Origin of the sequence: Prauserella marina (assembly GCF_002240355.1) — a bacterium.
Classification (GTDB): domain Bacteria; phylum Actinomycetota; class Actinomycetes; order Mycobacteriales; family Pseudonocardiaceae; genus Prauserella_A; species Prauserella_A marina.
In genome coordinates this window covers 6,658,777-6,682,643 of record NZ_CP016353.1, presented here as the reverse complement: position 1 = coordinate 6,682,643, position 23,867 = coordinate 6,658,777, and the positions used below count along the sequence as shown (strand labels likewise).

The following is a 23,867-nucleotide window of genomic DNA, read 5'->3' as shown; positions in this document are numbered from 1 at the left end:
CGCCCGATGAGCGCCAGGGAGTGGATCGGTAAGGACTTCTACCGTGAGTTGGGCGTCTCCTCCGACGCCTCACAGGACGAGATCAAGAAGGCCTACCGGAAGCTCGCGAGGGAGAACCACCCGGATGCCAATCCGGGCAATCCCGAGGCCGAGCAGAAGTTCAAGGCCGTGTCCGAGGCGTACGGCGTGCTCTCCGACGCCGACAAGCGCAAGGAGTACGACGAGGCGAGGAGCCTGTTCGGCTCCGGCAGCCCAGGTGGCTTCGGCTTCCCTGGCGCTGGTGGTCCCGGCGGGGCTCCCGGCCAAGGTGGATTCGACTTCGGCGACATCTTCGGCCAGGGCGGTGCCGCCGCGGGCGGTGGCACCGGATTCGGTGGACTCGGCGACATGCTCGGCAACTTGTTCGGCAGGAGGGGCGGTGGAGAACCCACCGCCGCTCGCGGTCAGCGGGGCGCCGACGTCGAAACCGATGTCCGCATCGACTTCGCTGAGGCGGTCAAGGGCGCGACCCTGCCGTTGCGGTTGTCGAGTCCGGCCAGTTGCGCGACCTGCGGAGGCAACGGCGCGAGGCCGGGAACCCAGCCGAGGACCTGCCCGACCTGTCAGGGCGCGGGCCTCGTCAACAGAAGCCAGGGGGCGTTCGCGTTCTCCGAACCGTGCAGGGATTGCAGGGGAAGGGGCACGATCATCGACGACCCCTGCCCTGAATGTCACGGCGATGGCATCAGCACTCGCACGAGGACGCTGACCGTGCGTATCCCTGCCGGTGTCGACGACAACCAGCGCATCCGCCTCGCGGGGCAAGGCGAGCCCGGCAGGGGTGGCGCGACGGCTGGCGACCTCTACGTGCGGGTGCACGTCAACCCGCATCCGGTGTTCGGCCGTTCCGGCAACGACCTGACGATCTCGTTGCCCGTCGAGTTCACCGAACTGGTCCTTGGCAGCACGGTCACCGTGCCTACCCTGGACTCGAAGGTGTCGCTCAAGGTGCCGTCGGGCACCGCGAACGGCAGGGTCCTGCGCGTGCGAGGCAAGGGCATCGCGAAGCGCGACGGGAGCCAGGGCGATCTGCTCGTCACATTGCAGGTCGTCATCCCGGCCAAGGTGGACAGCAAGGCCAAGGCCGCGCTGGAAAACTATGCCGAGACGGTCGCGAAGCACGACCCGCGGCCGGAGATCACCGCACTGTTGCGAGACAGGGGGGCTTGATGTTCGGTTCCGGACTTCCGGGTGGGTTGCCGCACGGCGCGACCGAGGACACGCCGATGTTCGTGATCTCGGTCGCCGCGCAGCTGTCCGGTCTGCATGCTCAGACGCTGCGCTCCTACGACCGGCTGGGACTCGTCTCGCCGGGCCGGACGTCCGGAGGCGGACGCCGCTACTCCATGCGCGACATCGCGCTGCTCCGCGAGGTGCAGCGGCTTTCGCAGGAGGAAGGCGTCAACCTCGCCGGAATCAAACGGATCATCGAGCTGGAAAACCAGGTCGAGGCTTTGCAGCACAGGCTTTCCGAACTGACGGAAGAGCTGGCTGGTGCGTATGCCGCCGCTGAGCAGGCAGCGGCGGCTGTGCATGCCTCGTACCGCAAGGACCTGGTGCCGGTGCGCCAGGAGAGCGCGCTCGTCGTGTGGCGGCCGCGCCGCCGCTAGCGCCGCGCGGGGCGAACCCGACCGCGCGGGGCGAGCCCGTCGTCGCGTCACGTCGCGAGTCCCGCACCCAGGCCGCCGAGTTCTGCACCCAGGCTGGCGAGATCTGCGTTCGGGTCGGCGAGATCCGCACTCAGGCTAGCGAGATCCGCGCTCAGGTTGGCGAGTTCTGCGTTCGGGACGGCGAGATCTGCGCTCGTGCGAGCGGTTGGTGCCCGTGTCGGTGGTGGCGGTTCGATTCCCGGCGAATGCGCCATTCGCGCGCATGGATGCGGAACTCGCGCGCATGGATGCAGAACTCGTGGTTCTGGCCGCGGATCTCGACGGCTTGGACGCAGATGTCGCCGTCCCCAGCGCGGATCTCGGCGACCTGAGCGCGGATCTCGGTGGCCTAGACAGAGGACTCGCCGACGCGCGTGGCTCGGCGGCTGGCTTCAGTCCAGGGTGAACGGGTCGTAGCGGATCTGGTCGAGCGCCGTTCCGGCGACCAGCATCCGCGAGACCGTCGCCCTGATCATCGACGGCGAGCCGGAGACGAGGACGTCGTGGCCTGGCCACGCCCCATGCCTGGTGACGACATCGGCCAGCGTGCCGTGGTCGAACCCCGGCAGTCCCTCCGCGCGCTCGACGACGGGCCGCACGGTGAGCCACGGGTTGGTGGAGGCCAGCGTCCGAAGCTGTTCGAGATCGTAGAGATCGTCCCGCGTCGCGCCCCCGTAGAAGAGCGTCACTCTCGGGTTGTCGCCCCATTGCCCCAGCTCGTCGAGTATCGAGCGGAGCGGCGCGAGCCCGGTGCCGCCCGCGATCATCAGCACGTCCCTGCCGTTTTCCCTGTCGACGGCGAGCCTGCCCATCGGCGGGCCGATGCGCCACACGTCGCCGCTCTGGGTGTGGCTGACGATGGCCCGAGACACCCAGCCGCCTTCGATCGCGCGCACGTGGAATTCGAGCGACCCATCGGGACGTGGGCCATTGGCGGGCGAAAGGTAGCGCCACAGCCGGGGGCGTTGCGGTACCTCGATGCTCAGGTACTGGCCTGCCTCGAACGGGATGTGGACTTCGGGCTCGATCCTGACCAGCGCGAGGTCCCAGCTCAGCCGCCTGTGCTCGGCGACGGTCGCCGTCCAGCAAGCCGGGTGCTCCGACGAGGCCGCCGCTTCCTGCATCGACCTGGCGATGATCGTGTACGCCTCAGCCCAGGCCAGCTCGACCGGCTGGGTCCACGCGGGACCGAGGTGCCGCTTGAGCGCCGCGAGCAGCGCGGTGCCGACGGCCTCGTAGTGGTTGGGGATCACGCCGAACTTGCGGTGGTCCCTTCCGAGCTGGCGGAGATACGGCGCGAGATCGTCGGGCCGGTCGACGAGCTGGAGAATGTGCACGAGTGCCCTGACGAGCCGTCCTCGCTGCACCTCCATGTTGATGGGAAAAAAGTCGCGGGTGGCAGGCGCCAGCGTGAACAGCATCCCGTAGAAGAACTGGGAGATCTCCGGCGTGTAGGGCTCGGCTTGCCGCCAGGTGTCCCTGATCAGATCGACCATCGCGGTGACGGCCGGAGGCGGTTGCCTTGGCGGAGAAACCCGGGGTAGCGGGCTGATCGCGTCGGCTGTCATCCATCTGCCCCAGTGGTCTCGATCTGCGCGCGTTTTTGCATACTCAGAGTCACCTTTTGCCGCTCGCGATTATTCACGAATGGGTGACCTTGAGGGCGAGTCCCGCTCCAGCAGGTCAGTGCCCCACAACGACTCCGTCGGCTTCATGAATATTCCACCTTTCCGAGCAAGCGCCAACACAACAGTAGGTTCCTGAGCGGTTGTTCGGTAGCCATTACGAAGGTTGTCCGCCTTTGGTTGCTCCACTTGGGTGGCACCTCCGCCGGTTTCGTGCCGTAATTCACCCAATGCGTGTATTGAGCACGCAACCATTAAGGTAGAATTTGTATCGAGCAAGTAACTTTGAGTGACCGGGTGGTAGGTAGTGGTCCCCTCCGAAGAGGTATGCGTTGACTTGATGAGGCAGCTGAAGCTGGCCTCTCAGCTACAGCACGCGTGGATCATGCAGCTCTGGCAGCAGGAGCAGGGACCGCACCCCGCGGCCGCGATGTTGCTGTCGGAGATCGAGCGCCGAGGTGAGTCGCGCCTCTCCGAGCTGGCGAAACATCGGATGGTCGACATCTCGGTGATCAGCAGACAGGTGAGTCAGCTCGCCGAGGCGGGGCTCATCGAGCGCAGGCCCGCTCCTGAGGACGGCAGGGCATCGCTCGTGAAGGTGTCAGAGGAGGGTGAGCGGCGGCTCGTCCGCTGGAAGCGGCTGCACGCCGAGTTTCTCAGCGAGGCGTTCGGCGAATGGGACGAGGCCGAGCTGAAGGAGCTGACCGAACGGCTGGGGGCGGTGAACGCGGACTTGCGTGCGGTGGTCGACCAGGAAACGCCCTGCCCTGCCCGGTCCTCCACGGACGGCCGGTAGGCCGAGCGGGGACCGGGCAGGGATCGGGGCCGGAAGGCTCAGACCTTGGTCTTGTCCTGCTTCTTGACCTCTCCCGACTTCAGCTTCGCCGCGAAGTCGGCAACCTCCCTCTTCACGATGGGAACGAGCAGGTAGAGGCCGATGATGTTGAACAGCGCGAGCAGGAACAGTACGGCGTCGGCGAAATTGAGCACGCTGCCGAGCGTCAGCACGCAGCCCGCGATGGTGAACAGGCAGAAGATCACCTGGTAGACGCGCTCGCTCGTCCGGTTCTTGCCGAACAGGAACGTCCACGCCTTCTGTCCGTAGTAGCCCCACGTGATGAGCGTGGAAAGCGCGAAGAGCACCACCGCGATCGTCAGGATGTAGGGGAACCACGGCAGCACGGTTTCGAACGCGTTCGAGGTCACCGTCACGCCGTCCGGCGTCTCGCCGCCCGCCGCCACGTCGGCGCGGGCGTCGTTCCAGAACGGGGTGTTGGCGATGACGACGGTGAGCGCGGTCATCGTGCACACGATCACCGTGTCGATGAATGGTTCGAGCAGGGCGACGTAGCCCTCGGTCGCGGGGTTCTTCGTCTTCACGGCCGAGTGCGCGATCGGAGCGGAACCGATGCCGGCCTCGTTGGAGAAGAGGGCGCGCTGGAAGCCGACGATCAGCGCGCCGATCGCGCCACCGGCGACGCCCTCGCCCGTGAACGCCCCGGCGAGGATCTGGCCGAACGCGGCGGGCACCTCGGTGAAGTTGACGAGAATGACGATCAGGCAGGCCGTGACGTAGATGATGCCCATCGCGGGGACGAGCCTGCTGGTGACGGCGCCGATCGACTTGATGCCGCCGATGATCACCGCGCCGACGACGATGGCGAGCAGAACGCCGAAGATGAACGCGGCTCCATCACTGCCAAGGAAGCCCTCATCGCCACCCGTGACGTCCTTGACCTGCGCGAACGTCTGGTTCGCCTGGAACATGTTGCCGCCTGCGAACGCGAAGAACAGCAGCATCACGGCGGCGAGGACGGCGAGCACCCTGCCGAGAATGATCCCGAACTTGTTGCCGAATCGCTCGGCAAGCCCCTTGCGCAGATAGTGCATTGGGCCACCGGAGACGGTGCCGTCCTCGTGGGTCTCGCGATATCTCACGCCGAGCGTGCACTCCACGAACTTGGTGCACATCGCGAGCAGGCCCGCCACGACCATCCACAGGGTCGCGCCTGGTCCGCCGATGGTGACGGCGACGCCGACGCCCGCGATGTTGCCGAGCCCGACTGTTCCCGACAACGCGGATGCGAGTGCCTGGAAGTGGTTGATCTCCCCCGGCTCGTCCTTACTGGTGTACTGGCCTCGCACGAGTTCGGTGGCGAGCTTGAACTTGCGGAACTGTACGAAGCCGAAGTAGATGGTGAAGACGGCCGCGGCGATGACCAGCCAGGCGACGATCCACGGAAACGAGATGCCGCCGATGGTGAGTTCGGCGAATACGAAGTTGGAGAGGCCGTCGGAGATGGGTGTGAAGACCTCGTTGACCCAGTTCTCGATGGAGGAGAGGGTCCCTCCCTCCGCGGCGAGGACATCGGTCGCTGTGCCGGGCGGCGGGTTCGTGGCCACCAGGTGGGTGCTCATGGCAAACATGGATCGAAAGTTGACCCCATCACGTTGGAAATTGGCAAGGCTTGTTGGCAATTTGTTGGTTAATGCGGGAAGAAGTAGGCCAAGTTGAGCGGAACAGACTCAACTTTCCTGACGTTATATGTAGCGATGGGGCCCGTGCCGAGGCCCGGTAGATCTTTCGACCAGAGGTGAGGGGATGGACGCTTTCAATCCGACCACGAAGACCCAGCAGGCGATCTCGTCCGCCGCGCAGGCGGCCGGTATGGCCGGCAACCCCGAGATCTCGCCCGCGCACCTGTTCGGCGCGCTCCTGGCTCAGGGAGACGGTCTGGCCGGGCCGCTGCTGACCGCGGTCGGAGCCGACGTCGAGCAGATCCACAAGGAGCTGGAGCCGATCATCGCGGGGCTGCCCTCCGCCACCGGCGCCACGGTGTCGACCCCGCAGTTCGACGCACACGCCGTCAAGGCACTCACCAACGCGCAGAAGCTGGCGACCGAGCTCGGCGACGAGTACGTCTCCACCGAGCACGTGCTCGTCGGGCTCGCCGCGGAGGGAGGGCCGGTCGCGAGCCTCCTCAACAGGTACGGGGCGACCCCCGACGCGCTGCGCGAGGCGTTCACCAAGGTCAGGGGCTCGGCGAGGGTCACAAATCCCGATCCGGAGGGCACCTACAAGGCACTTGAGAAGTACGGCGTCGACCTCACGGACGCGGCGAGGTCAGGCGAACTCGACCCCGTCATCGGCAGGGACACCGAGATCCGCAGGGTCGTGCAGGTGCTGTCCCGCCGTACCAAGAACAACCCGGTGCTGATCGGCGAGCCCGGCGTCGGCAAGACAGCCATCGTCGAGGGGCTTGCCCAGCGGATCGTCGCCGGTGACGTCCCCGAATCGCTGCGGGGCAAGCGTGTCGTCTCGCTCGACCTCGGCTCGATGGTCGCGGGCGCGAAGTATCGCGGTGAGTTCGAGGAGCGGCTCAAGGCCGTGCTCAAGGAGATCAAGGAGTCCGACGGCCAGGTCGTCACGTTCATCGACGAGTTGCACACGATCGTCGGCGCCGGTGCGTCAGGCGAGGGCGGCGCCATGGACGCGGGCAACATGATCAAGCCCATGCTCGCGAGGGGCGAGCTGCGCATGGTCGGGGCCACGACGCTCGACGAGTACCGCAAGCACATCGAGAAGGACGCCGCACTCGAACGGCGCTTCCAGCAGGTGCTGGTCGGCGAGCCATCGGTCGAGGACGCCATCGGCATCCTCCGGGGGCTTAAAGAGCGCTACGAGGTGCACCACGGTGTCCGCATCACGGATGCGGCACTCGTGTCGGCGGCGACCTTGTCCGACCGCTACATCAGCGCGAGGTTCCTCCCTGACAAGGCCATCGACCTCGTCGACGAGGCCGCGTCGAGGCTCAGGATGGAAATCGACTCGCGACCCGTCGAGATCGACGAGGTCGAGCGTGCCGTCCGGCGCATGGAGATCGAGGAGATGGCGCTGGACAAGGAGGACGACCCCGCTTCGAAGGACCGGCTCGTCGCGTTGCGCGCCGAACTGGCCGAGAAGCGCGAGGAACTGTCGGCACTGACCGCGAGGTGGCAGAACGAGAAGGGCTCGATCGAGAAGGTCAGAGAGCTCAAGGAACAGCTCGAACAGCTGAGGGGCGAAGCGGAGCGGGCCGAACGCGACGCCGACCTCGCGCATGCCGCCGAGCTGCGGTACGGGCGGATCCCCTCGCTGGAGAAGGAGCTCGCCACGGCAACGGAGGTCACGCAGGCGAAGGCCGACGTGATGCTCAAGGAGGAGGTCGGCGCCGACGACGTCGCGGACGTCGTGAGCGCGTGGACCGGCATTCCCGCAGGCAGGTTGCTCGAAGGCGAGACGGGCAAGCTGTTGCGCATGGAGGAGGAGCTGGGGACTCGGGTCGTCGGCCAGGCCGACGCGGTGCGGGTCGTCTCCGATGCCGTGCGAAGGGCAAGGGCCGGGGTGGCCGACCCCGACCGGCCCACCGGATCGTTCCTGTTCCTCGGCCCGACCGGGGTCGGAAAGACCGAGCTGGCGAAGGCACTCGCGGAATTCCTCTTCGACGACGAGCGCGCCATGTTGCGCATCGACATGAGCGAGTACAGCGAGAAGCACAGCGTCGCCCGGCTCGTCGGCGCTCCCCCCGGCTACGTCGGGTACGACCAGGGCGGTCAGCTCACCGAGTCGGTGAGGAGACGGCCGTACTCGGTCGTGCTGCTCGACGAGGTCGAGAAGGCACACCCCGACGTCTTCGACGTGTTGCTTCAGGTGCTCGACGACGGGAGGCTCACCGACGGCCAGGGTCGTACGGTCGACTTCCGCAACACGATCCTGGTGCTGACCTCGAACCTCGGTTCGCAGGCGATCGCGGATGCCTCGCTCGACGAGCGGCAGCGCAAGGACGCTGTGCTCGCCGTGGTGCAGCGGCACTTCAAGCCGGAGTTCCTGAACCGGCTCGACGACATCGTGGTCTTCCACGCGCTCGACACGGAGCAACTGGCTTCCATTGTGGACATCCAGGTGCAGGCGCTCGGGAGGCGGCTTGCACAGCGGAGGCTGACGCTGGAGGTCACGCCGGCCGCGAGGGAGTGGCTCGCGCTCAACGGCTTCGACCCGATCTACGGTGCTCGCCCGCTGCGGCGGCTCGTGCAGTCGGCGATCGGTGACGAGCTGGCCCGCAAGCTGCTCGGAGGCGAGATCAGGGACGGCGACACGGTGCTGGTCGACATACCCGAGATCGAAGCTGGTGAAGGCGCGCTCAGGGTCTCGCGAGCGGGATAAACCGAAAGGGTAGCTCCGACACGGCCCGCTGATCTTGGTCAGCGGGCCGTGCGAGATACCCTGGTCGCGTGGGTATTCCAGCGTGGATCTGGTTCATCATCGCCGCCGTCGCCGCGGTGGCTGGACTCGCCTTGCTCACCGTCGACAGAGCGAAGGAGAGTTCGCGCAATCGCGAGCGCGCACGCTGGGCTGAGCTGCGCGGTTGGCAGTACGTGGAAGAGGACGACCGCTTGCCTCAGCAGTGGGCAGGCGGCGCCATCGGGTACTTCGGTGCCTCCTCCGCTGTCAACGTCGTCGCGGGCTCGACCTTCACCTCGGACGGTCGCAGGCCCGTCTTCGTCTTCGACATCGAGGCCGACGGGATGATTCCCGCCGTGCTCGTCGCCGTTCGGTGCAATCGGCTTCATCCCGTGCTACTCGAACTGTGGCTGGCGAGTGTGCCGTTCCAGCGTGCGGAGATGCCGGAACTGCTCGGTCCCGTCGGGCAGCGGTACGCCTTCGCCGACGACGTCACGGCGGCGCGGTCGCTCATCACGCAGGAACTCGTCGATGCCGCTGACGCGCTCGGTGGCGATGTCGGCGTCGCCTGGCTCGAAAACGAGTGGGTGCTCGCCAGCGTCGCGCCCAACGTCGGCCCTTCGCGGCTTGAGCGGTTGCTACGCGATCTCGGCGAAATCGCCGACATCGTCGACCCGTTCGACGAGGAGTACGGCGGGCAGTTGGAGGCCGAACCCGAGCTCACCACCGAAGAACGCGCCCGCCAACAGGGCTTTTAAGCGCCTCAGCCGAGGTCGAGGGTTCCCGAGAGGGAGGTCAGCTCGCCCGGCAGTTCTCCGCGCGGGCCGTCGTGCTCGTCGCGCGGCCAGTCGGCAGGTTCCGGCGGCTCGGGCTGTACCGGTTGTGCGGGTGGTTCCGGCTCTTCGGCGAAGTGGGAGAGGTCGAGCGTGCCGGTGAACCGACCGTCGTCGCGGACCGACAGTTCGAGATAGGTGACGGCGGGTCTGTCCGGCTCAAGGCCCGCGGCATAGCCCTCGGCGTAGGCGTCGCTGTCCATGTCGCCGCCAGACAACGCGGCGTAGTCGAGGTCGGCTGTCGTTCCGTCGGTTGCCGCGAGATAGCCACGGACAAACGACAGGTACTCGCTTGCAGTGTTCTCCATCTGGAGTTACTTCCCCGTCCGGGTGAGGCGTGGCGCCCCCTAATGGCTTATGGAACATACTTCCTGTCGCCATGGCGGCTGCGTCGAGGGGAGCCGACGCGACCTCACCGAGACCGCCCAACTTCGCCGACCGTACAAACGGGGCACTACGGTCCATATCCATGCCAGTCGCATTGATCACCGGAGCCACGGCGGGTATCGGCGCCGCTTTCGTTCGCAGGCTTGCCGCGGAGCACTACGACCTCATCCTCGTCGCAAGGGACGAGCAGCGGCTTTCCACGATCTCGGCGGAGGTCACCGAGCGCCACGGCGTCACCGTCGAGTCCCTGCCGGCGGACCTCGCAACCCAGGAGGGACGGCAGCTCGTCGAGCGCAAGCTCGGAGCCGCGCCCGTCGACCTGCTCGTCAACAACGCGGGTCTCGGCCTCGCAGGCGAGTTGTGGACCGCGTCGCAGGAGGATCTTCAACGTCAGCTCGACGTCAACGTCACGGCGGTGCTGCGGCTCACCAGGGCCGCGCTGCCCGGAATGCTCGACAGGGGTCGCGGCGACGTCATCAACGTGTCGAGTGTCGCTGGGTTCTTCTCGGGAAGGGGCTCGACCTACACGGCGAGCAAGAGCTGGGTGACCTCCTTCTCCGACGGGCTTGCCTCGGCGCTGCGCGGATCGGGAGTAAGGGTGCTTGCCCTGTGCCCCGGCTTCACCAACACCGAGTTCCACTCGCGGGCGGGGCTTGAGAAGTCGGGACCGAAGCTGTTCTGGCTCAGCGCGGAGCGGGTGGTCGGTGAGGCGCTGGCCGATCTGCGGCGCGGCAAGGTCATCTCGGTGCCGAGCCCGCAGTACAAGCTCGTCGTCGCGATCGGAAAGCTGTTGCCACGTGGTCTGGTTCGCATGATCGGTGGTCGCTTCGCGGGGCGCGACCGAACCTGACCAGTACTCATGCCAGACTTGCTGGCCGTGGCGAACCCCTCCTTGGATCAAGCGGCGAAGATCGAACTGGCCCGGCTGGTCACCGAACTGTGTGTTGTTCGGGGCACCGTGACCCTCTCCTCGGGCAAAGAGGCCGATTACTACATCGATCTGCGCAGGGCGACTCTTCATCATGCCGCCGCGCCGCTCATCGGCACGCTGCTTCGCCAGCTGACCGCCGACTGGGACTACGTCGCCGTCGGCGGGCTCACCCTTGGCGCTGATCCGGTTGCGACGGCCATGCTGCATTCGGCGGCGGGCGACGGCATGGTGCTCGACGCCTTCGTCGTGCGCAAGGCGGTCAAGGAACACGGCATGCAGCGGCGGATCGAGGGCATGGAGGTCGCGGGCCAGCGGGTGCTCGCCGTCGAGGACACGTCGACGACGGGCGGAAGCGTGCTCACCGCCGTCGACGCGCTCGGCGAGGCGGGGGCGACGGTCGTCGGCGTCGCCACGGTCGTCGACAGGGGGACGGGCGCGAAAGAGGCCATCGAGAAAACGGGCCTCCCCTATCGGTATCTGCTCGATCTGGATGACCTCGGCCTCGCGTGAGCGAAGCACAGGCCGGTGTTATTCAACTGAGACCCACCGTAAAAATTGCTCTCGACCTGCGGATGTAGCACTTCCCCATAACGCTCGACAGATCGTTCTTTCGACACCTCACGCCCTTTTTCGGAGTAACGTCGCAGGTGTCGGGGGCAGCGATTGGGGACAGGTGGGGCGATGCTTGAGTTCTTCACCGGACTCACGACAGCGGTCCATTTTCTCGCGTTGATCTACATCGGTCTTGGCGGCTTTCTTGCCTGGAAGTGGCCGAAGACGATCTTTGTGCACGTTTTCTTCGCTTTGTGGGGCGTTGCGGTCAACGTCCTTCCGTTGCCATGCCCACTGACCGTGCTGGAAGACTATTTGCGCGAGCTGCGCGGACTCGGCCCGTTGTCCGGCGGCTTCAACGAGTACTACATCTACGGCACGATCTTCCCGAGGGAAGCCCTGCCGGTCGTCGGTGTTCTCGCGCTCCTGCTCGTCGTCGTTTCCTACATCGGGGCATACCTGCGCTGGCGCAACAAGCATCACGGCGTCCCTGAGCGCAGGGTCGGCATCAGCTGAGCGAGAATGGCCGGGTGATCGACGAGGCCGGGGCAGGGCCCACCGAGTGGGGTTCCCGTGGTGAGGTCGGTGTCGGGCCGTGGGAAGGGCCGCTGCCTGACGACGAACGCTACGACCCCGAACTGCTGCTTGAGGGCGACCGGCGCAACGTCGTCGACGTCTACCGGTACTGGCGCAGGGAGGCGATCGTCGCCGACATGGACGGCAGACGGTACCCGTTCCATGTCGCCATCGAGAACTTCCAGCACGACCACAACATCGGAACCGTCGTCAGGACGGCGAACGCGTTCGCCGCGGCCTCGGTGCACATCGTCGGCAAACGCAGGTGGAACCGGCGCGGCGCGATGGTCACCGATCGCTACCAGCACCTCTACCACCAGCCGGAAGTCGCCGACCTCGCCGAGTTCGCGACCGAGCGAGGTCTGGCCATCGTCGCCGTCGACAACACGCCTGGCGCACTGCCGATCGAAACGGCGGAACTGCCGCGCGAATGTGTACTGCTGTTCGGCCAGGAAGGCCCGGGGCTCTCCGAAGAGGCACAGCGGCACGCCACGATGGCCGTCTCGATCGCCCAGTTCGGCACGACGAGATCGATCAATGCCGGTGTGGCCGCTGGAATCGTCATGCACTCGTGGATCAGGCAGCACGCCGACCTTTCCACGGCGTGGTGACCTGATCAGGCCGGTGCCAGCTCGACGGGGATGCCGTTGAGCACCGCTGTTCCCGAAGGGACGTCGATCACCAGGTCGTCGGCGAGCAGGTTGGAGTTGGCCCCCGCGTGCGCGGTCGCGACGGCCGTCCGTACGCCTGCGACGTCGTGGCCCCAGCCGTGCGGGATGCTGACCACTCCCCGCCTGACCACGTCGGTGATCTCGACGGGCAGTTCGATCTTGCCGGTACGTGCCGTCACGACCGCGGTGCCGCCGTCGACGAGGCCGATGCGTACCGCGTCGTCCGGGTGGACCTGGACCGTGCAGCGGTTGGATCCCCTGACCAGCGGCTCCACGTTGTGCATCCACGAGTTGTTCGAGTTGAGCTGCCTTCGCCCGATCAGAACGAGCTGGCTTTCCACCTCGTCGTCCAGCGTCGCGACGAGTCGTGGCACATCGCCGGTGATGGCATCCGGTGCCAACTCGATCTTGCCGCTCGCGGTGCACAGGACGTCGGGGATCCGTGACGTGAGCGGGCCGAGGTCGATGCCGTGCGGGGCAGCTTCCAACTCGGCGAGCGTCAGATCGTAGGGCCCGGCCCTCAGCATCAGGTCGAGCAGCCGCTCCGGCCCTTCGCGCTCACCGGCGACAGCCTTGTCGAGCCCCGCCCTGCCCGCGATCTCGTCCGCGACGAGTCCGTCGAGAGCGTCGACGTCGGCGCGGGGTCCCATACCGTTGACGACGCCGAGCAGCCGCAGCAACGTTCGCCAGTCCTGGGGAACGTCGGTGTCGAAGGTCGCCGGTGTCCAGTTGGCGACGTTGCGCACGGCGATCTGGTACAGCGAGAGGTCGTAGTGCGGGCGCTCAAGCGGCACGGTACCGGGAAGAATCACGTCGGCGTGCCGGGTCGTCTCGTTGAGGTAGATGTCGAAGGACACCATGAAGTCGAGCTGCGACAAGGCTTCCGAGAGCCTGCCCGCGTTGGGCGCGCTGAGGCACGGGTTGCCAGCGACCGTGAACAATCCGCGCACCTGATCGGATCCGGGAGTCAGAATCTCGTCGGCAAGCGTCGCGATCGGGACCTCACCGAAGACCTCGGGAAGCCCTCGTACCCTTGTCCGCCAACGACCAGAGGTGAATGGCCTGCGGCGACCCTTGGTGCTGTTGTACTGGCCCGCCGCCGCGAGCGGGAACATCGCACCGCCCTCGGCGTCCAGATTTCCGGTGAGGACGTTGAGAACGTCGACGAGCCAACTGGCGAGGGTGCCGAACGACTGGGTCGTCGTGCCCATCCTTCCGTACACCACCGCCCTCGGCGCGTCGGCGAGTTCCCTTGCCATGCGGCGGATTTCGCCAGGCTCGATTCCGGTGGTCGGCGCGACGGCCTCAGGGGTGAACGGCTGGGCGAGCGCGAGGATGTCCTCGACCCCGTTGACGTGATCGGTGAGCCTGCCGAGCGTGATCCGTTGTTCGGCGAACAACACGTGAACGAGAGAGAACAACAGCAGAGCGTCCGTACCGGGCCGGATGGCGTGGTGCTCGTCGGCGACTTCCGCGGTTCTCGTCCTGCGGGGGTCGACGACGACGATCTTTCCTCCCCGCTTGCGGATGTTCCGCAGCCTTCCCCTGACATCGGGCGCGGTCATCAGACTTCCGTTTGACACCAACGGATTTGCACCGAGCAGGAGCAGGTGTTCGGTGCGATCGAGGTCGGGGACGGGAATGGAGAAGCCCGCGCCGAAGAGGTATCCGGAGGAGTAGTGCTTGGGAATCTGGTCTGCGGTACCGGCCGTGTAGAAGTTCTTGGTACCAATGGCTTTGAACAACGCGCGGCCGTAGAGGGCGATGGAAAGATTGTGTGCTGCGGGGTTTCCCGCGTAGACGGCGAGCGCGTCTCTGCCGTGCTCGGCGAAGAGCGAGGTCAACCGCTCGTCGATCACCTCGAACGCCTCGTCCCACGGCACCTCGGTGAACGCGCCCCCGCGCTTGACGAGCGGCGTGGTGATCCGGTCGGGGTCGTGGTGCAGCGCGCCGAGCGAAGCACCCTTCGGGCACACGTAGCCATGGGAGAAAACGTCGTCGGCGTCACCGCGTACTCCGGTCACCGAATTGCCTTCGTGTGTCACAGCCAGACCGCAGGTGGCCTCGCACAAAGGACATGTGACATGCGCCGTCGCCATTCGCCCATCGTTCTATACAACGGGCGGCAAGTCGAGGGCCGGTGTGAGATCAGCCGGTGCCGAGCAGTGAAACGGGCCCGCCGGTTCTGTCCTCAGTGGACGGTGGAATCGGTCGCGTGCACGAAGCGGGGTGGCAGCCGGATCGTCCTCGACCGCATCCCGGGATCGGCGAGCCTCGCGAGCAGAAGTTCGATGGCGTGCGCGGCGATGTCGGCCGCCGGAGCCACGAGATCCGTACCGGGAGGGCCTGCCGACTCCGGCGACTCGGACGCGTCGAAGCAGCACACCGCGAGGTCGGCGCCGAGCCGGAGTCCTCGCCGGTTCGCCTCGTGCCGCACGCCGTCGAGCACGGTCTCGTCGGTGATGATCAACGCTGTTGGGGCGGGTGCCGTCCCGAGAACTCGCCGTGCTGCCGTTTCCGCTCCCGTCGCGGTGGAACCGGCGCAGGCGATCAGCCCCGAGGTCCACGGAATGCCCGCGCGGCCCAGCCCGAGCCGATAGCCGAGCGCGCGCTCGTCGCTGCTCGCGCCGGTGGCGCCGCTGATGAACCCGATGCGATGGTGACCGAGCGCGACCAGCCGCAGGGTCAGCGCCGCCGTCGACTCGGTGTACTCGGTGGCGACCTTGTCGACGTCGACCCCTTCGGTGATGTGGTCGACGAGCACGGTCGGAATACCGAGCCTCAGCGCTTCCGCGACCACGGTGTCGTCGTCTCTCGCCGGGGTCAGCAGAAGACCGTCGACGCCCCGCGCGCACAACATCCTGACGGCGGCCCGTTCAGCCGCGATGCTGTCCGTCGCGGCGAAGGTCGCCGCGCAGCCCGCGCTTTTCGCGACTCGCTCGATGGCCGCGGACAGATCCACCGACCGCGCACCCGCGCCGGAGCCGATCACGACGCCGAATCGGTACGCGACGCGGGTGGCCCACGGTGCTTGTGCTGGCGACGGTGCGCTCATGGGGACTCCAAGGAAAGGCTGCGGCGACGCTAACCCTCCTGGCCTAACGAAGGGGGTCGTTGAGCAGCAGTGCTACCCGATGTTCACCTTTCTGAGTGAACGAGGTCGCAGCCGCAGGACTGCCGGTGCCTGAGTACGGGAGGCAGGCGCACGGTCTCCGGCGCCCGCTGTGGGTCGTTGATCCTCGCGAGCAGCAAGCGGACCGCCTGTCTGCCAATGTCGCCGATCGGTTGTGCCATCGTCGTCAGCGGTGGGTCGACGAGGTCGGCCCACTCGGTCTCGTCGTATCCGACGACGGCGATGTCCTCCCCGATGCGGATCCGTCGCCTGCGGGCTTCGCGAAGCACGCCGACCATCATCGCGTCGTTCGCGACGACGACCGCCGTCGGCGGTTCCGGTTTTGCCAGCAGCGCCGCGAACGCTGCGGCACCACCGACCTGCTCTGAATGTCCCGGCACGACGAGGTCGGGGTTCCAGGCAAGACCCGCTCTGCCAAGGCCGAGTCGGTAGCCGAGGGTGCGTTCCTCGCTCGTCGCCAGTCCGTTGGTGCCGCTGATCAGGCCGATCCTGCGGTGGCCGAGCGAGGCGAGGTGTTCGGTGAGTGCCGACGTCGACTGGATGTTCTCGACGCCGACCTGATCGACGTCGTTCCTGGTCGCGACCCTGTCGACGAGCACGGTCGGGATCCCGAGCGAGACCAGTTCGCTGACCACCGGCCCGTCGCCGGGAACCGGCGTCAGCAGCAGTCCCTCCACCCTGCGGGCCCTCAGCGCGCGGACGATGGCCTGTTCGGTGTCAACGGTGTCGTGGGTGTCGGAAAGCAGCACGGTGTAGCCTGCGCTCGCCGCCTCCCGCTCGATGGTCTGCATCAGCACCGCGAAGTACGGATTGGCGAGCAGTGAGATGGCGACGCCGATGGAACGGGTGCCGCCGGTGACGAGCGACCTCGCGATGACGTCGCCGGTGTAGCCGGTCTGCTCCACCGCCGCGAGCACCGCGGCGCGGGTCTCGGGCGCGACGGCCCTGGTGCCGTTGACGACGTGCGAGACGGTGGTGATCGAGACGCCGGCGAGCTCGGCGATGTCGCGCTGGGTTGGCCGGGTCGATCTCGGCGGAGGCATGACCGTCCCTTCACCTTAGAATAGTCGGCAAGCGTTTGCGCAAACGCTTGCGAAGAGCATAGAGCCTGTTTACCTTCCAGGCGTAACCGGCGTGCCTCACTGGTCGAGGAGGGTGCAAGGCGTGCGCGTGCTGCTGGCGGGGTTGTGCACCGTCGACCTGGTGCAGCGTGTCGACGAGCTGCCCGCGCCCGGCCAGAAGGTGGCGTCGTTGTCGGTCAGGGTCGCGGCAGGCGGACCCGCGACGAACGCGGCCGTGACGGTGGCGGCACTCGGCGGCGAGGCGGTGCTGGTCACCGCGCTCGGCGCGCATCCGCTCGCAAGCCTGGCGCGTGCCGATCTCGACGCATGCGGTGTGCGCGTCCACGATGTCGCGGCCGGCGCTCTCGATCCGCCCGCGGTGAGTGCCGTGGCCGTCAGGGAACGCGACGGAGAACGCACCGTCGTCTCGCGCAACGCGGGCTCTTTCCTGGCCGAACTCGGCTCGGCCGAGCTTGCGGAGGCGACGCGGGCCGACGCGGTGCTCGTGGACGGTCACCATCCCGAACTGGCGATGGCGACAGCACGGGCGGCGAAGGCGGAGGGGATTCCGCTCGTGGTCGACGCGGGGAGCTGGAAACCGGTGTTCGCCGAGTTGTTTCCGCTCGCGGACGCGGCCGACATCATCGCCTGCTCCGCGCAGTTCGACCCGCCGGAGGGAACCGTGCCCGCCGCCCCCTCGGTGGTTGCCACAGCCGGAGCGGCACCTGTTCGATGGTGGCGCGGTGGGCGTTGCGGCGAGGTTCCAGTGCCCCGGGTTGCCGCGAAAGACACCCTCGGTGCTGGCGACGTCTGGCACGGCGCACTGGTGTCGAGGATCGGGACGTTGCCGCTGGTCGAACTGATCGAGTTCGCCAACGAGGTCGCGGCGGAGCGAGTGCGACACGTCGGGCCACGAAGCTGGATCGCCCCGGTGAGGGCGAAGATGGGAGTGAGATGACGTCGTTCGACGAACTGCTCGGGCGGGCCAGGGCACTCGCGGACCGCGAGGAACGCACCGTGCTCGGCATCGCGGGGCCTCCGGCCTCCGGCAAGACGACGCTCGCCTGGCGCCTTGCCGACGCGCTGGGAACGACGGCGGCCGTCGTGGGGATGGACGGGTTCCACCTCGCCCAGGTCGAGTTGGCGAGGCTCGGCCGCGCCGACCGGAAGGGCGCACCGGACACCTTCGACGGCCACGGCTATGTGCATCTCGTCCGCAGGCTGGCCGCCGGTACCGAGCCGGTGTACGCGCCCGAGTTCCGCAGGGAGATCGAGGAACCGATCGCCGGAGCGGTCGAGGTGCCGGAAAGCGTGCGGATCGTGTTGACCGAGGGCAACTACCTGCTGCTCGACACGGACCCGTGGGCCGAGCTGCGTGACCTGCTCGACGAGGTCTGGTACCTGCGTCCCGACGAGGAGGCGCGGCTTGAGCGGTTGGTGACCCGGCACCGCAAATACGGGCGCTCACTTGTCGAGGCGAAGCAGCGCGCGCTCGGCTCCGATCAGCGCAATGCCGATCTCGTCGCGCCGAGTGCCGAGCGGGCCGACCTCGTGGTGACGGACATGGAGCTGCCCTCCTTCGCGGTGTGAGCGGATTTCGCACTTGTCCACAGAAGCTGTGGACAAGTGCGAGTTATCCACAGGTGGATAACTCCTGTCGACAACTCACGTGACCCCGGGTGACCGGCCGGTGCCCCGCGCGGGTGAGGTGAATCTTCCTCGGCGCTTCCTCTTGAGCAAAATGCGCAGGTGGACGTGCATTGTGGAAGTGAGCGGTGAGTACGGCATGGTTACAGCGCCATCGCATTCCAGCCACCTGGCGAGCATGTGGCAATCTTCTGCCCGAGAATTCAGGACGGGCCGGAAAGTTGGTTGTCCACAAGGTGGCCCCTGGCCGGTCGCCCAGGCGAGCTCGGGGGTGGAAGGACGGTTGCGACGGCATGTCGAAACTGACGTGCGTGCATCATCTCGCCCTCACGGTCACCGATGTCGACCGTAGCGTGCCCTGGTACGTCAGGGTGCTCGACTTCGAAGAGGTCGACAGGCGCGAGGACCCGCACACCGGTGTCCGCAAGGTCGTACTCAGGGCGCCAGGTGACGGGTTCGCCATCGTGCTCGTTCAGCACTCCCGCGTGGAGCGTCCCGCCTTCGACGAACGAAGAACCGGCCTCGACCACGTGGCGTTCAAGGTCGGTTCAAGGGCGGAACTGCAACAGTGGGAACAACGCCTCGCCGAGTACGGCGTCACGTTCACCCCGGCCGCGCCGTCGTTGATCGCCCCCGATTCCGAGGTCGTGGTGTTCCGGGACCCCGACGGAATCCAGCTCGAAGTGTGGGCCGACCGGCAGTGATCAGGCCTGGACGGGTTCGGTGCCGTCGTCGACGGGCCGCTTCATCTCCTGCCGGTAGCGCCAGAACCCGAACGCCGTGCCGACCACGAAGAAGGCGACGCTCCCCCAGACGAACACCGTCTTGAGCCACGGCAACGCGTCGAGCAGCCCGGCCGCGTAGTAGCCGAGCAGCACGAGCGTCGGCACCCACAGCACCGCGCCGAGGGCCGTGGCCAGCGCGAACCGTCGCGAGTCCATGCGAGCCGCTCCCGCGATCAGTGGCGCGAGGGTGCGGACCCACGGGATCCAGCGGGCCGCGACGATCGCGAGGAAGCCCTTCCTGTTGAGGAAGGCTCTCGCGCGTTCGAGGTTCGCCTGGTTCAGCACCTTGCCGCCCCTGCGGGCGATGAACCGGGTCCCCGTCTGTCTCCCGATGTAGTAGCCTACCTGATTGCCGACGATCGCGATCAGTAGCGCCGCCACCGACAGGCCCCACGCGTGCCCTTCGGCGGCGTGCTGGGCCAGCACGACACCTGCCGCGAACAGCAACGAATCGCCGGGAAGGAACAACCCGACGATCAGCGCGCACTCGACGAAAACGAAGCTGAGCACGATGGCCCACACGAGCAATGGGCCCGCTGTCGCGAGCCAGTCAAGGCCCATACCAGCGGCTTCAGCGTGCACAACACTCACGTTCGGCAGAGTACGTGTCATCCTCGGTGCAGTCCTAACCCCGAGGTGTCGGTCGCGGTCTCCGCCAGGTCGGCACGTCACAGGTGTCGGGCAGGGCGGCCCATGCTCGGGTGATGGTGGTTCAGAGGTCGGGGAGCGTGTTCCCCCTCAGTGCTTGAATATCCAACTCGACCTTAACCGTCGTTCCCACCGCCGCGACACCCGCGCGCACCATGGCGTTGTAGTCGATCGCGAAGTCCGAACGGCTCAACTGGGTCTCGGCGTGGAAAGCGGCTCGGACGCCACCCCATGGATCCGGACCGAAACCGCCGTAGCGGAGGTCGAGTTCGATCTCCCTGCGCCTCCCGTGCAGGCTCAACTCGCCGAACAACTGCCATTGCTCGCCGTCGCGCTGCCGCAGCCCTGTGCTGACGAAGCCGATAGTCGGGTACTTCTCGACGTCGAGAAATTCGGCGGAACGGAGGTGGTCGTCGCGCATCTTGATGCCGGTGTCGATGCTCGTCGCTTCGATCTCGGCTCGCACGGACGAGCGTTCGACGGGCCGCTCGACGACGATGCTTCCCGACAGTTCGGGAAACCGCGCCTTTATGCTCGCGATCCCGAGATGACGCGCGGTGACCACGAGCGAGGAGTGCATGGGGTCGATGACCCACGGACCCTCTGGCGGCAGTTCGATCGCCCCGTCCTCTGGGGTGAGCCTGACCTGGCCGATCGATCCCGATCCGTCAGTGGCGACCTGGGTGGTGCGGGCGACCGGCTGGTAGCCGGCCGCCGTCACCACCACCGTGTAGACGCCGGGAGCGAGCGGTTCGGTGAGCACGGCTCCGTTCGCGTCGGCCTGCGAGCGTGCGGCTTGCCGCCCTCTCGGGTCGGTCACCGTCAGCACCGCGTGCTCGACAGCCCAGCCGTCAGCGGAGCGCACGATCCCGGAGATACCGGGCATCAGTACTGCGGTCCGGTCAGGTCGTCGATCGCCTTGTCGTACCCGAGTCGCACGTCGTGCTCTGCCTCGCCGCCATCGAGCCTCACCTCGCTCGCCGCTGGCGGATACCCGCTGGCGACGACCGTGTAGTTGCCGGCTGGCAGATCGCTCACGACGTACCTGCCCGAATCGTCGGTCCTCGCGACCGCCGCGACGTTGCCCTCGGCGTCGAGAACGGTGACGCGGGCGTCTCCGACGACCCGGTCACCCTCGGTGCGAGCAGTGCCGGAGAGCAAGGCCGCGCCGGTCAGTTCGACATCGTGGCTGAGCACTCCGCTGTCGGGGACGGTCAGCGTCACCGCGCAGGGCCGGAACCCTTCGCCGCTGGCCACCAGCGTGTAGCTGCCCGCGCCGACCCCGGTGAACGAGTACCGGCCGTCGTCCTGCGTGATGGCCGCCCCGGTGACCTCGCCCCGGGAATCGGCGAGCGTCACGGTGACGCCGGGCAGTGGGGTTCCTTCCGTCGAGGAGCGGACGAAGCCGGTGACCTCTCCGGAACCGGTCAGCGTGATGTCCAGCCTCGTCGTCGCGCCGTTGTCGTTGACGACGACGCTGGATGCCTGCGGCTGGTAACCGCCTGCCGACACGATCAGCACGTAGGTGCCGGAGCCCGGCGTTTCGACAAGATAACCGCCGTCGGCGAGGCCCGTGCTCCTGCCGACCTGCCTTCCCTTTTGATCGATCAGCGTGAGCGCCGCCGCCGCGACGGCCGACCCGTCCTGCCTTCTGACGTGTCCAGTGATCGATTGCCCAGGGACCCGCGTGGTTTCGACGACTTCGTCCGCGTCACCGAGTCCGGCCACGATCGGCGCGCCGCTCGCGGTGGCCTTGAGCTGACCGTTGCCGTTGTGTTGGGGCAGCGAGTGTCGTCCCGCCGTGACGAGTGCGGGTTCGGTGAGGGCTTCGTCGGCGTCGAGCAGCGCCGCTTCCCTGGCGACCCGGTCCGCTTCGTCGGTCTCCGCGGTTTTCTCGGCAGCGTCGTCGCCGTCGTCGCCGTCGTCAACCAGCGCCTCGCCGCCTTCCATCGGGGACGCCTTCGGGGCACCGTCGGCGAGCGGGATCTCCTTCATGAACAGCAGTACGAGGAACGCGAGCGCGGCGACCCCTGCCCCGATGTAGAACACGAGGTTGATGGAGTCGGTGAACCCGATCAAGAAGGGCTTCGCCTGCTCGATCGGCAGCGCGTTCAGGAACGACGAGTCCTGCATGATGTCGCCGCCTGCCGCGTTCATCGCGGCCGGATCGACGCCTTCGGCCTGGAACGCCGCCGTGATCTTGCCGGTCAGTGTGCTGAACAGGATCGAGAGGAACACCGCGACACCGAGCGTTCCACCGATCTGCCGGAAGAACGTGGCCGACGCGGTGGAAACGCCCATGTCCCTGCGAGGACCGGCGTTCTGCACGGCGATGATCAGGGTCTGCATGCAGCCGCCGAGTCCGAGCCCGATGACGGCCATGAACACGAGCGGTTGCCAGATCGGGCTGTCCCAGCGCACCTGCGCGAACAGCAGCATGCCGATGGTCATGAGCGCCGTACCGACGACAGGGAAGACCTTGTAGCGCCCCGTCCTTGAGGTCAACTGGCCGGACAGCACGGAACCCGACATCACGCCGACCATGAGCGGCAGTGAGAGCAGACCCGCCTCCGTCGGCGTGTAGCCCTGCACGATCTGGAGGTATTGCGGGATCAGCATGATCGAGCCGAACATGGCGACACCGACGATGACACCGCCCGCGATCGCGACGCTGAAGGTCGAGTTGCGGAACAGCCGCAACGGGATCAGCGCCTCGTCCTTCATCTTCCGCTCGATCAGCAGGAACATGACGAGCCCGACTCCGCCGATTCCGTAGCAGAGCAGCGCGGCTTGAGAGCCCCAGCCCCATTCGCGGCCTTGTTCCGCGATCAGCAGCAGCGGGACGAGGCAGACGACGAGCGCGAGCCCGCCCCACCAGTCGATGCGGTGGTCGTGTCGCTGGTGCGGCACGTTGAGCACCTTCGCGACCACGAAGAGGGCGATGATTCCCAGCGGGGCGTTCACGAGAAACACCCAGCGCCAGCCCTCGACGGAAAGGAACGAGTCGAGGCCGGCGAAGAAGCCGCCGAGCACGGGACCGAGCACCGTCGACGTGCCGAAGACGGCGAGGAAGAACCCCTGGTACTTGGCCCTGCGACGAGGCGGAACGATGTCGCCGAGAATCGTCAACGCGAGCGACATCAGGCCACCCGCGCCGAGACCCTGCACGGCGCGGAACGCCGCGAGTTGGTACATGCTCTGCGCGAAGCTACAACCGATCGAACCGACGAGGAAGATCGTGATGGCGGCGAGATAGAACGGCTTGCGGCCGTAGATGTCGGAAAGCTTGCCGTAGATCGGAGTCGCGATGGTCGCCGTGATCAGGTAAGCCGTCGTGATCCACGCCTGAAGGCTGAGGCCGTTCAGGTCGTCGGCGATCGTGCGGATCGCCGTACCGACGATGGTCTGATCGAGCGCGGCGAGGAACATCCCCGTCATCAGTCCGATCAGGATGACCACGATCTGCCGGTGGCTGAGGTTGAAACCCTCTTCCTCAGTGCCATTCGATGCGGACGGTTTGTCCACAGTGGATGTCATGCGTCGTCCCCCTCGGTGTTGCCGTCCCCCGGCGGATCTGTGGAAACCGGAGTGAACCGCTCAAGCTCGCTGTTGAACCTGGCAAGCAGCGCTGTCAGCGAGTCGCGGTCGGCTTCCGGCCATTCGGCGAGCAGCGTCGCGATCCATTGCCCGCGAAGCCGCCGGTTCTCCTCGAAAACCCGGATCCCCTCAGCTGTTGGCGCGAGCAGGCTGGCTCGCCGGTCGCCGGGGTCGGATTGGCGTTCTACGAGACCGTGCTGAACAAGCGAACTGCTTTGCCTGCTGATGGTCGAGATGTCCGAGTGCAAGGCGTCGGCGAGTTTGCTCGCGCGCTGAGGGCCGTCGTTGACGAGGGTGAAGAGAATCGCGTACGCGGCGCGCTCGATGCCGTCGGGGCCGTGCTTGGTCGCCTGCGCTTTCGCGCGGGAGATCGCTCGCATGAAGCGGACCATCTGCTTGCCGAGTTCGTCGGCGACAACCAGTTCCTCGGCTGTCGGCTGATGTCCGGTCGACTCGGCATGCCCGGTCGCAGGTGCCATGAGCAGTTCTTTTCTTTCATCACCAATGTCTTG

At 66.9% G+C, this 23,867-nt stretch carries 23 protein-coding genes; 13 read left to right on the top strand and 10 right to left on the bottom strand.

Translation table 11 applies throughout. The annotated features are described in order from the left end of the window. The first annotated feature begins 6 nt into the window (after positions 1-6). The 3 genes from dnaJ (at position 7) to BAY61_RS33220 (ending at position 2,094) form a co-directional block, all read left to right on the top strand. On the top strand, positions 7-1,209 hold the full coding sequence (gene dnaJ / locus BAY61_RS31095) for a molecular chaperone DnaJ (protein WP_091805980.1): 1,203 nt from the start codon (positions 7-9) through the stop codon (positions 1,207-1,209). Further along, positions 1,209-1,649 carry a heat shock protein transcriptional repressor HspR gene (locus tag BAY61_RS31090; RefSeq protein ID WP_091805979.1) on the top strand — a complete coding sequence of 147 codons (441 nt, stop codon included), beginning with the start codon at positions 1,209-1,211 and terminating at the stop codon, positions 1,647-1,649. Before dnaJ ends, BAY61_RS31090 begins: the two co-directional genes overlap by 1 nt. Positions 1,650-1,932: 283 nt before the next feature. Next, on the top strand, positions 1,933-2,094 hold the full coding sequence (locus BAY61_RS33220) for a hypothetical protein (protein ID WP_170140106.1): 162 nt from the start codon (positions 1,933-1,935) through the stop codon (positions 2,092-2,094). On the opposite strand, the gene BAY61_RS31080 is transcribed toward BAY61_RS33220, so the two are convergent. Further along, the gene (locus tag BAY61_RS31080; protein ID WP_176879733.1) at positions 2,081-3,256 is read right to left on the bottom strand and encodes a globin domain-containing protein; all 1,176 of its coding nucleotides are present in this window, start codon (positions 3,254-3,256) and stop codon (positions 2,081-2,083) included. The two genes, BAY61_RS33220 and BAY61_RS31080, sit on opposite strands and share 14 nt — an antisense overlap. Positions 3,257-3,653: 397 nt before the next feature. Between BAY61_RS31080 and BAY61_RS31075 the strand changes: the two genes are divergently transcribed. Continuing rightward, a complete protein-coding gene (locus BAY61_RS31075; protein ID WP_091805970.1) occupies positions 3,654-4,109 on the top strand; it encodes a MarR family winged helix-turn-helix transcriptional regulator in 456 nt (151 codons plus the stop codon). 38 nt (positions 4,110-4,147) lie between these two features. Here BAY61_RS31075 and BAY61_RS31070 read toward each other — a convergent pair whose 3' ends face one another. Continuing rightward, positions 4,148-5,731, bottom strand: coding sequence for an alanine/glycine:cation symporter family protein (locus BAY61_RS31070; RefSeq protein WP_245865594.1), 1,584 nt, complete (start codon positions 5,729-5,731; stop codon positions 4,148-4,150). Positions 5,732-5,915: 184 nt separating this feature from the next. Between BAY61_RS31070 and clpB the strand changes: the two genes are divergently transcribed. Next, on the top strand, positions 5,916-8,516 hold the full coding sequence (gene clpB, locus BAY61_RS31065) for an ATP-dependent chaperone ClpB (RefSeq protein ID WP_091805964.1): 2,601 nt from the start codon (positions 5,916-5,918) through the stop codon (positions 8,514-8,516). 68 nt (positions 8,517-8,584) lie between these two features. Beyond that, positions 8,585-9,292: a type III secretion system chaperone family protein gene (locus tag BAY61_RS31060; RefSeq protein ID WP_110057678.1), complete on the top strand. Its 708-nt coding sequence runs from the start codon at positions 8,585-8,587 to the stop codon at positions 9,290-9,292. Between the two features lie 5 nt (positions 9,293-9,297). On the opposite strand, the gene BAY61_RS31055 is transcribed toward BAY61_RS31060, so the two are convergent. Further along, a complete protein-coding gene (locus BAY61_RS31055) occupies positions 9,298-9,675 on the bottom strand; it encodes a hypothetical protein (RefSeq protein WP_091805961.1) in 378 nt (125 codons plus the stop codon). 161 nt (positions 9,676-9,836) lie between these two features. On the opposite strand from BAY61_RS31055, the gene BAY61_RS31050 reads away from it, so the two are divergent. From BAY61_RS31050 to BAY61_RS31035, 4 genes are all read left to right on the top strand, one after another. Beyond that, complete coding sequence (locus tag BAY61_RS31050) at positions 9,837-10,604, top strand: SDR family NAD(P)-dependent oxidoreductase (protein WP_091805958.1); 768 nt, start codon at positions 9,837-9,839, stop codon at positions 10,602-10,604. A gap of 9 nt (positions 10,605-10,613) precedes the next feature. Then, positions 10,614-11,195: an orotate phosphoribosyltransferase gene (gene pyrE / locus BAY61_RS31045; protein WP_091805955.1), complete on the top strand. Its 582-nt coding sequence runs from the start codon at positions 10,614-10,616 to the stop codon at positions 11,193-11,195. A gap of 171 nt (positions 11,196-11,366) precedes the next feature. Continuing rightward, positions 11,367-11,753: a DUF2784 domain-containing protein gene (locus BAY61_RS31040; RefSeq protein WP_091805952.1), complete on the top strand. Its 387-nt coding sequence runs from the start codon at positions 11,367-11,369 to the stop codon at positions 11,751-11,753. Between the two features lie 17 nt (positions 11,754-11,770). Further along, entirely contained in the window at positions 11,771-12,424 is a 654-nt protein-coding gene (locus BAY61_RS31035) for a TrmH family RNA methyltransferase (protein WP_091806582.1), read from the top strand. A 5-nt stretch (positions 12,425-12,429) separates the two neighbouring features. Here the strand turns inward: BAY61_RS31035 and BAY61_RS31030 are convergent, their stop codons facing one another. The 3 genes from BAY61_RS31030 to BAY61_RS31020 form a co-directional block, all read right to left on the bottom strand. Beyond that, positions 12,430-14,583, bottom strand: coding sequence for a molybdopterin-dependent oxidoreductase (locus BAY61_RS31030; RefSeq protein WP_091805949.1), 2,154 nt, complete (start codon positions 14,581-14,583; stop codon positions 12,430-12,432). Positions 14,584-14,675: 92 nt separating this feature from the next. Further along, positions 14,676-15,539, bottom strand: coding sequence for a substrate-binding domain-containing protein (locus BAY61_RS31025; RefSeq protein ID WP_091805946.1), 864 nt, complete (start codon positions 15,537-15,539; stop codon positions 14,676-14,678). An 83-nt stretch (positions 15,540-15,622) separates the two neighbouring features. Beyond that, positions 15,623-16,660 carry a LacI family DNA-binding transcriptional regulator gene (locus BAY61_RS31020; protein ID WP_091805943.1) on the bottom strand — a complete coding sequence of 346 codons (1,038 nt, stop codon included), beginning with the start codon at positions 16,658-16,660 and terminating at the stop codon, positions 15,623-15,625. A 121-nt stretch (positions 16,661-16,781) separates the two neighbouring features. On the opposite strand from BAY61_RS31020, the gene BAY61_RS31015 reads away from it, so the two are divergent. The 3 genes from BAY61_RS31015 to BAY61_RS31005 all read left to right on the top strand — a co-directional run bounded on the left by BAY61_RS31015 (position 16,782) and on the right by BAY61_RS31005 (position 19,029). Next, positions 16,782-17,636, top strand: coding sequence for a PfkB family carbohydrate kinase (locus BAY61_RS31015; protein ID WP_091805940.1), 855 nt, complete (start codon positions 16,782-16,784; stop codon positions 17,634-17,636). Next, positions 17,633-18,268, top strand: coding sequence for a nucleoside/nucleotide kinase family protein (locus tag BAY61_RS31010; RefSeq protein WP_091805938.1), 636 nt, complete (start codon positions 17,633-17,635; stop codon positions 18,266-18,268). Before BAY61_RS31015 ends, BAY61_RS31010 begins: the two co-directional genes overlap by 4 nt. Positions 18,269-18,618: 350 nt before the next feature. Then, on the top strand, positions 18,619-19,029 hold the full coding sequence (locus tag BAY61_RS31005; RefSeq protein ID WP_091805935.1) for a VOC family protein: 411 nt from the start codon (positions 18,619-18,621) through the stop codon (positions 19,027-19,029). Here BAY61_RS31005 and BAY61_RS31000 read toward each other — a convergent pair whose 3' ends face one another. From BAY61_RS31000 to BAY61_RS30985, 4 genes are all read right to left on the bottom strand, one after another. Continuing rightward, positions 19,030-19,701: a DedA family protein gene (locus tag BAY61_RS31000; protein WP_176879731.1), complete on the bottom strand. Its 672-nt coding sequence runs from the start codon at positions 19,699-19,701 to the stop codon at positions 19,030-19,032. Between the two features lie 121 nt (positions 19,702-19,822). Further along, on the bottom strand, positions 19,823-20,644 hold the full coding sequence (locus tag BAY61_RS30995; protein ID WP_091805929.1) for a YceI family protein: 822 nt from the start codon (positions 20,642-20,644) through the stop codon (positions 19,823-19,825). Beyond that, the gene (locus BAY61_RS30990; protein WP_091805927.1) at positions 20,644-23,295 is read right to left on the bottom strand and encodes an MFS transporter; all 2,652 of its coding nucleotides are present in this window, start codon (positions 23,293-23,295) and stop codon (positions 20,644-20,646) included. Before BAY61_RS30990 ends, BAY61_RS30995 begins: the two co-directional genes overlap by 1 nt. After that, on the bottom strand, positions 23,292-23,834 hold the full coding sequence (locus BAY61_RS30985) for a MarR family winged helix-turn-helix transcriptional regulator (protein ID WP_091806579.1): 543 nt from the start codon (positions 23,832-23,834) through the stop codon (positions 23,292-23,294). The genes BAY61_RS30990 and BAY61_RS30985 overlap by 4 nt, the downstream gene beginning before the upstream one ends. Between the last annotated feature and the right edge of the window lie 33 nt (positions 23,835-23,867).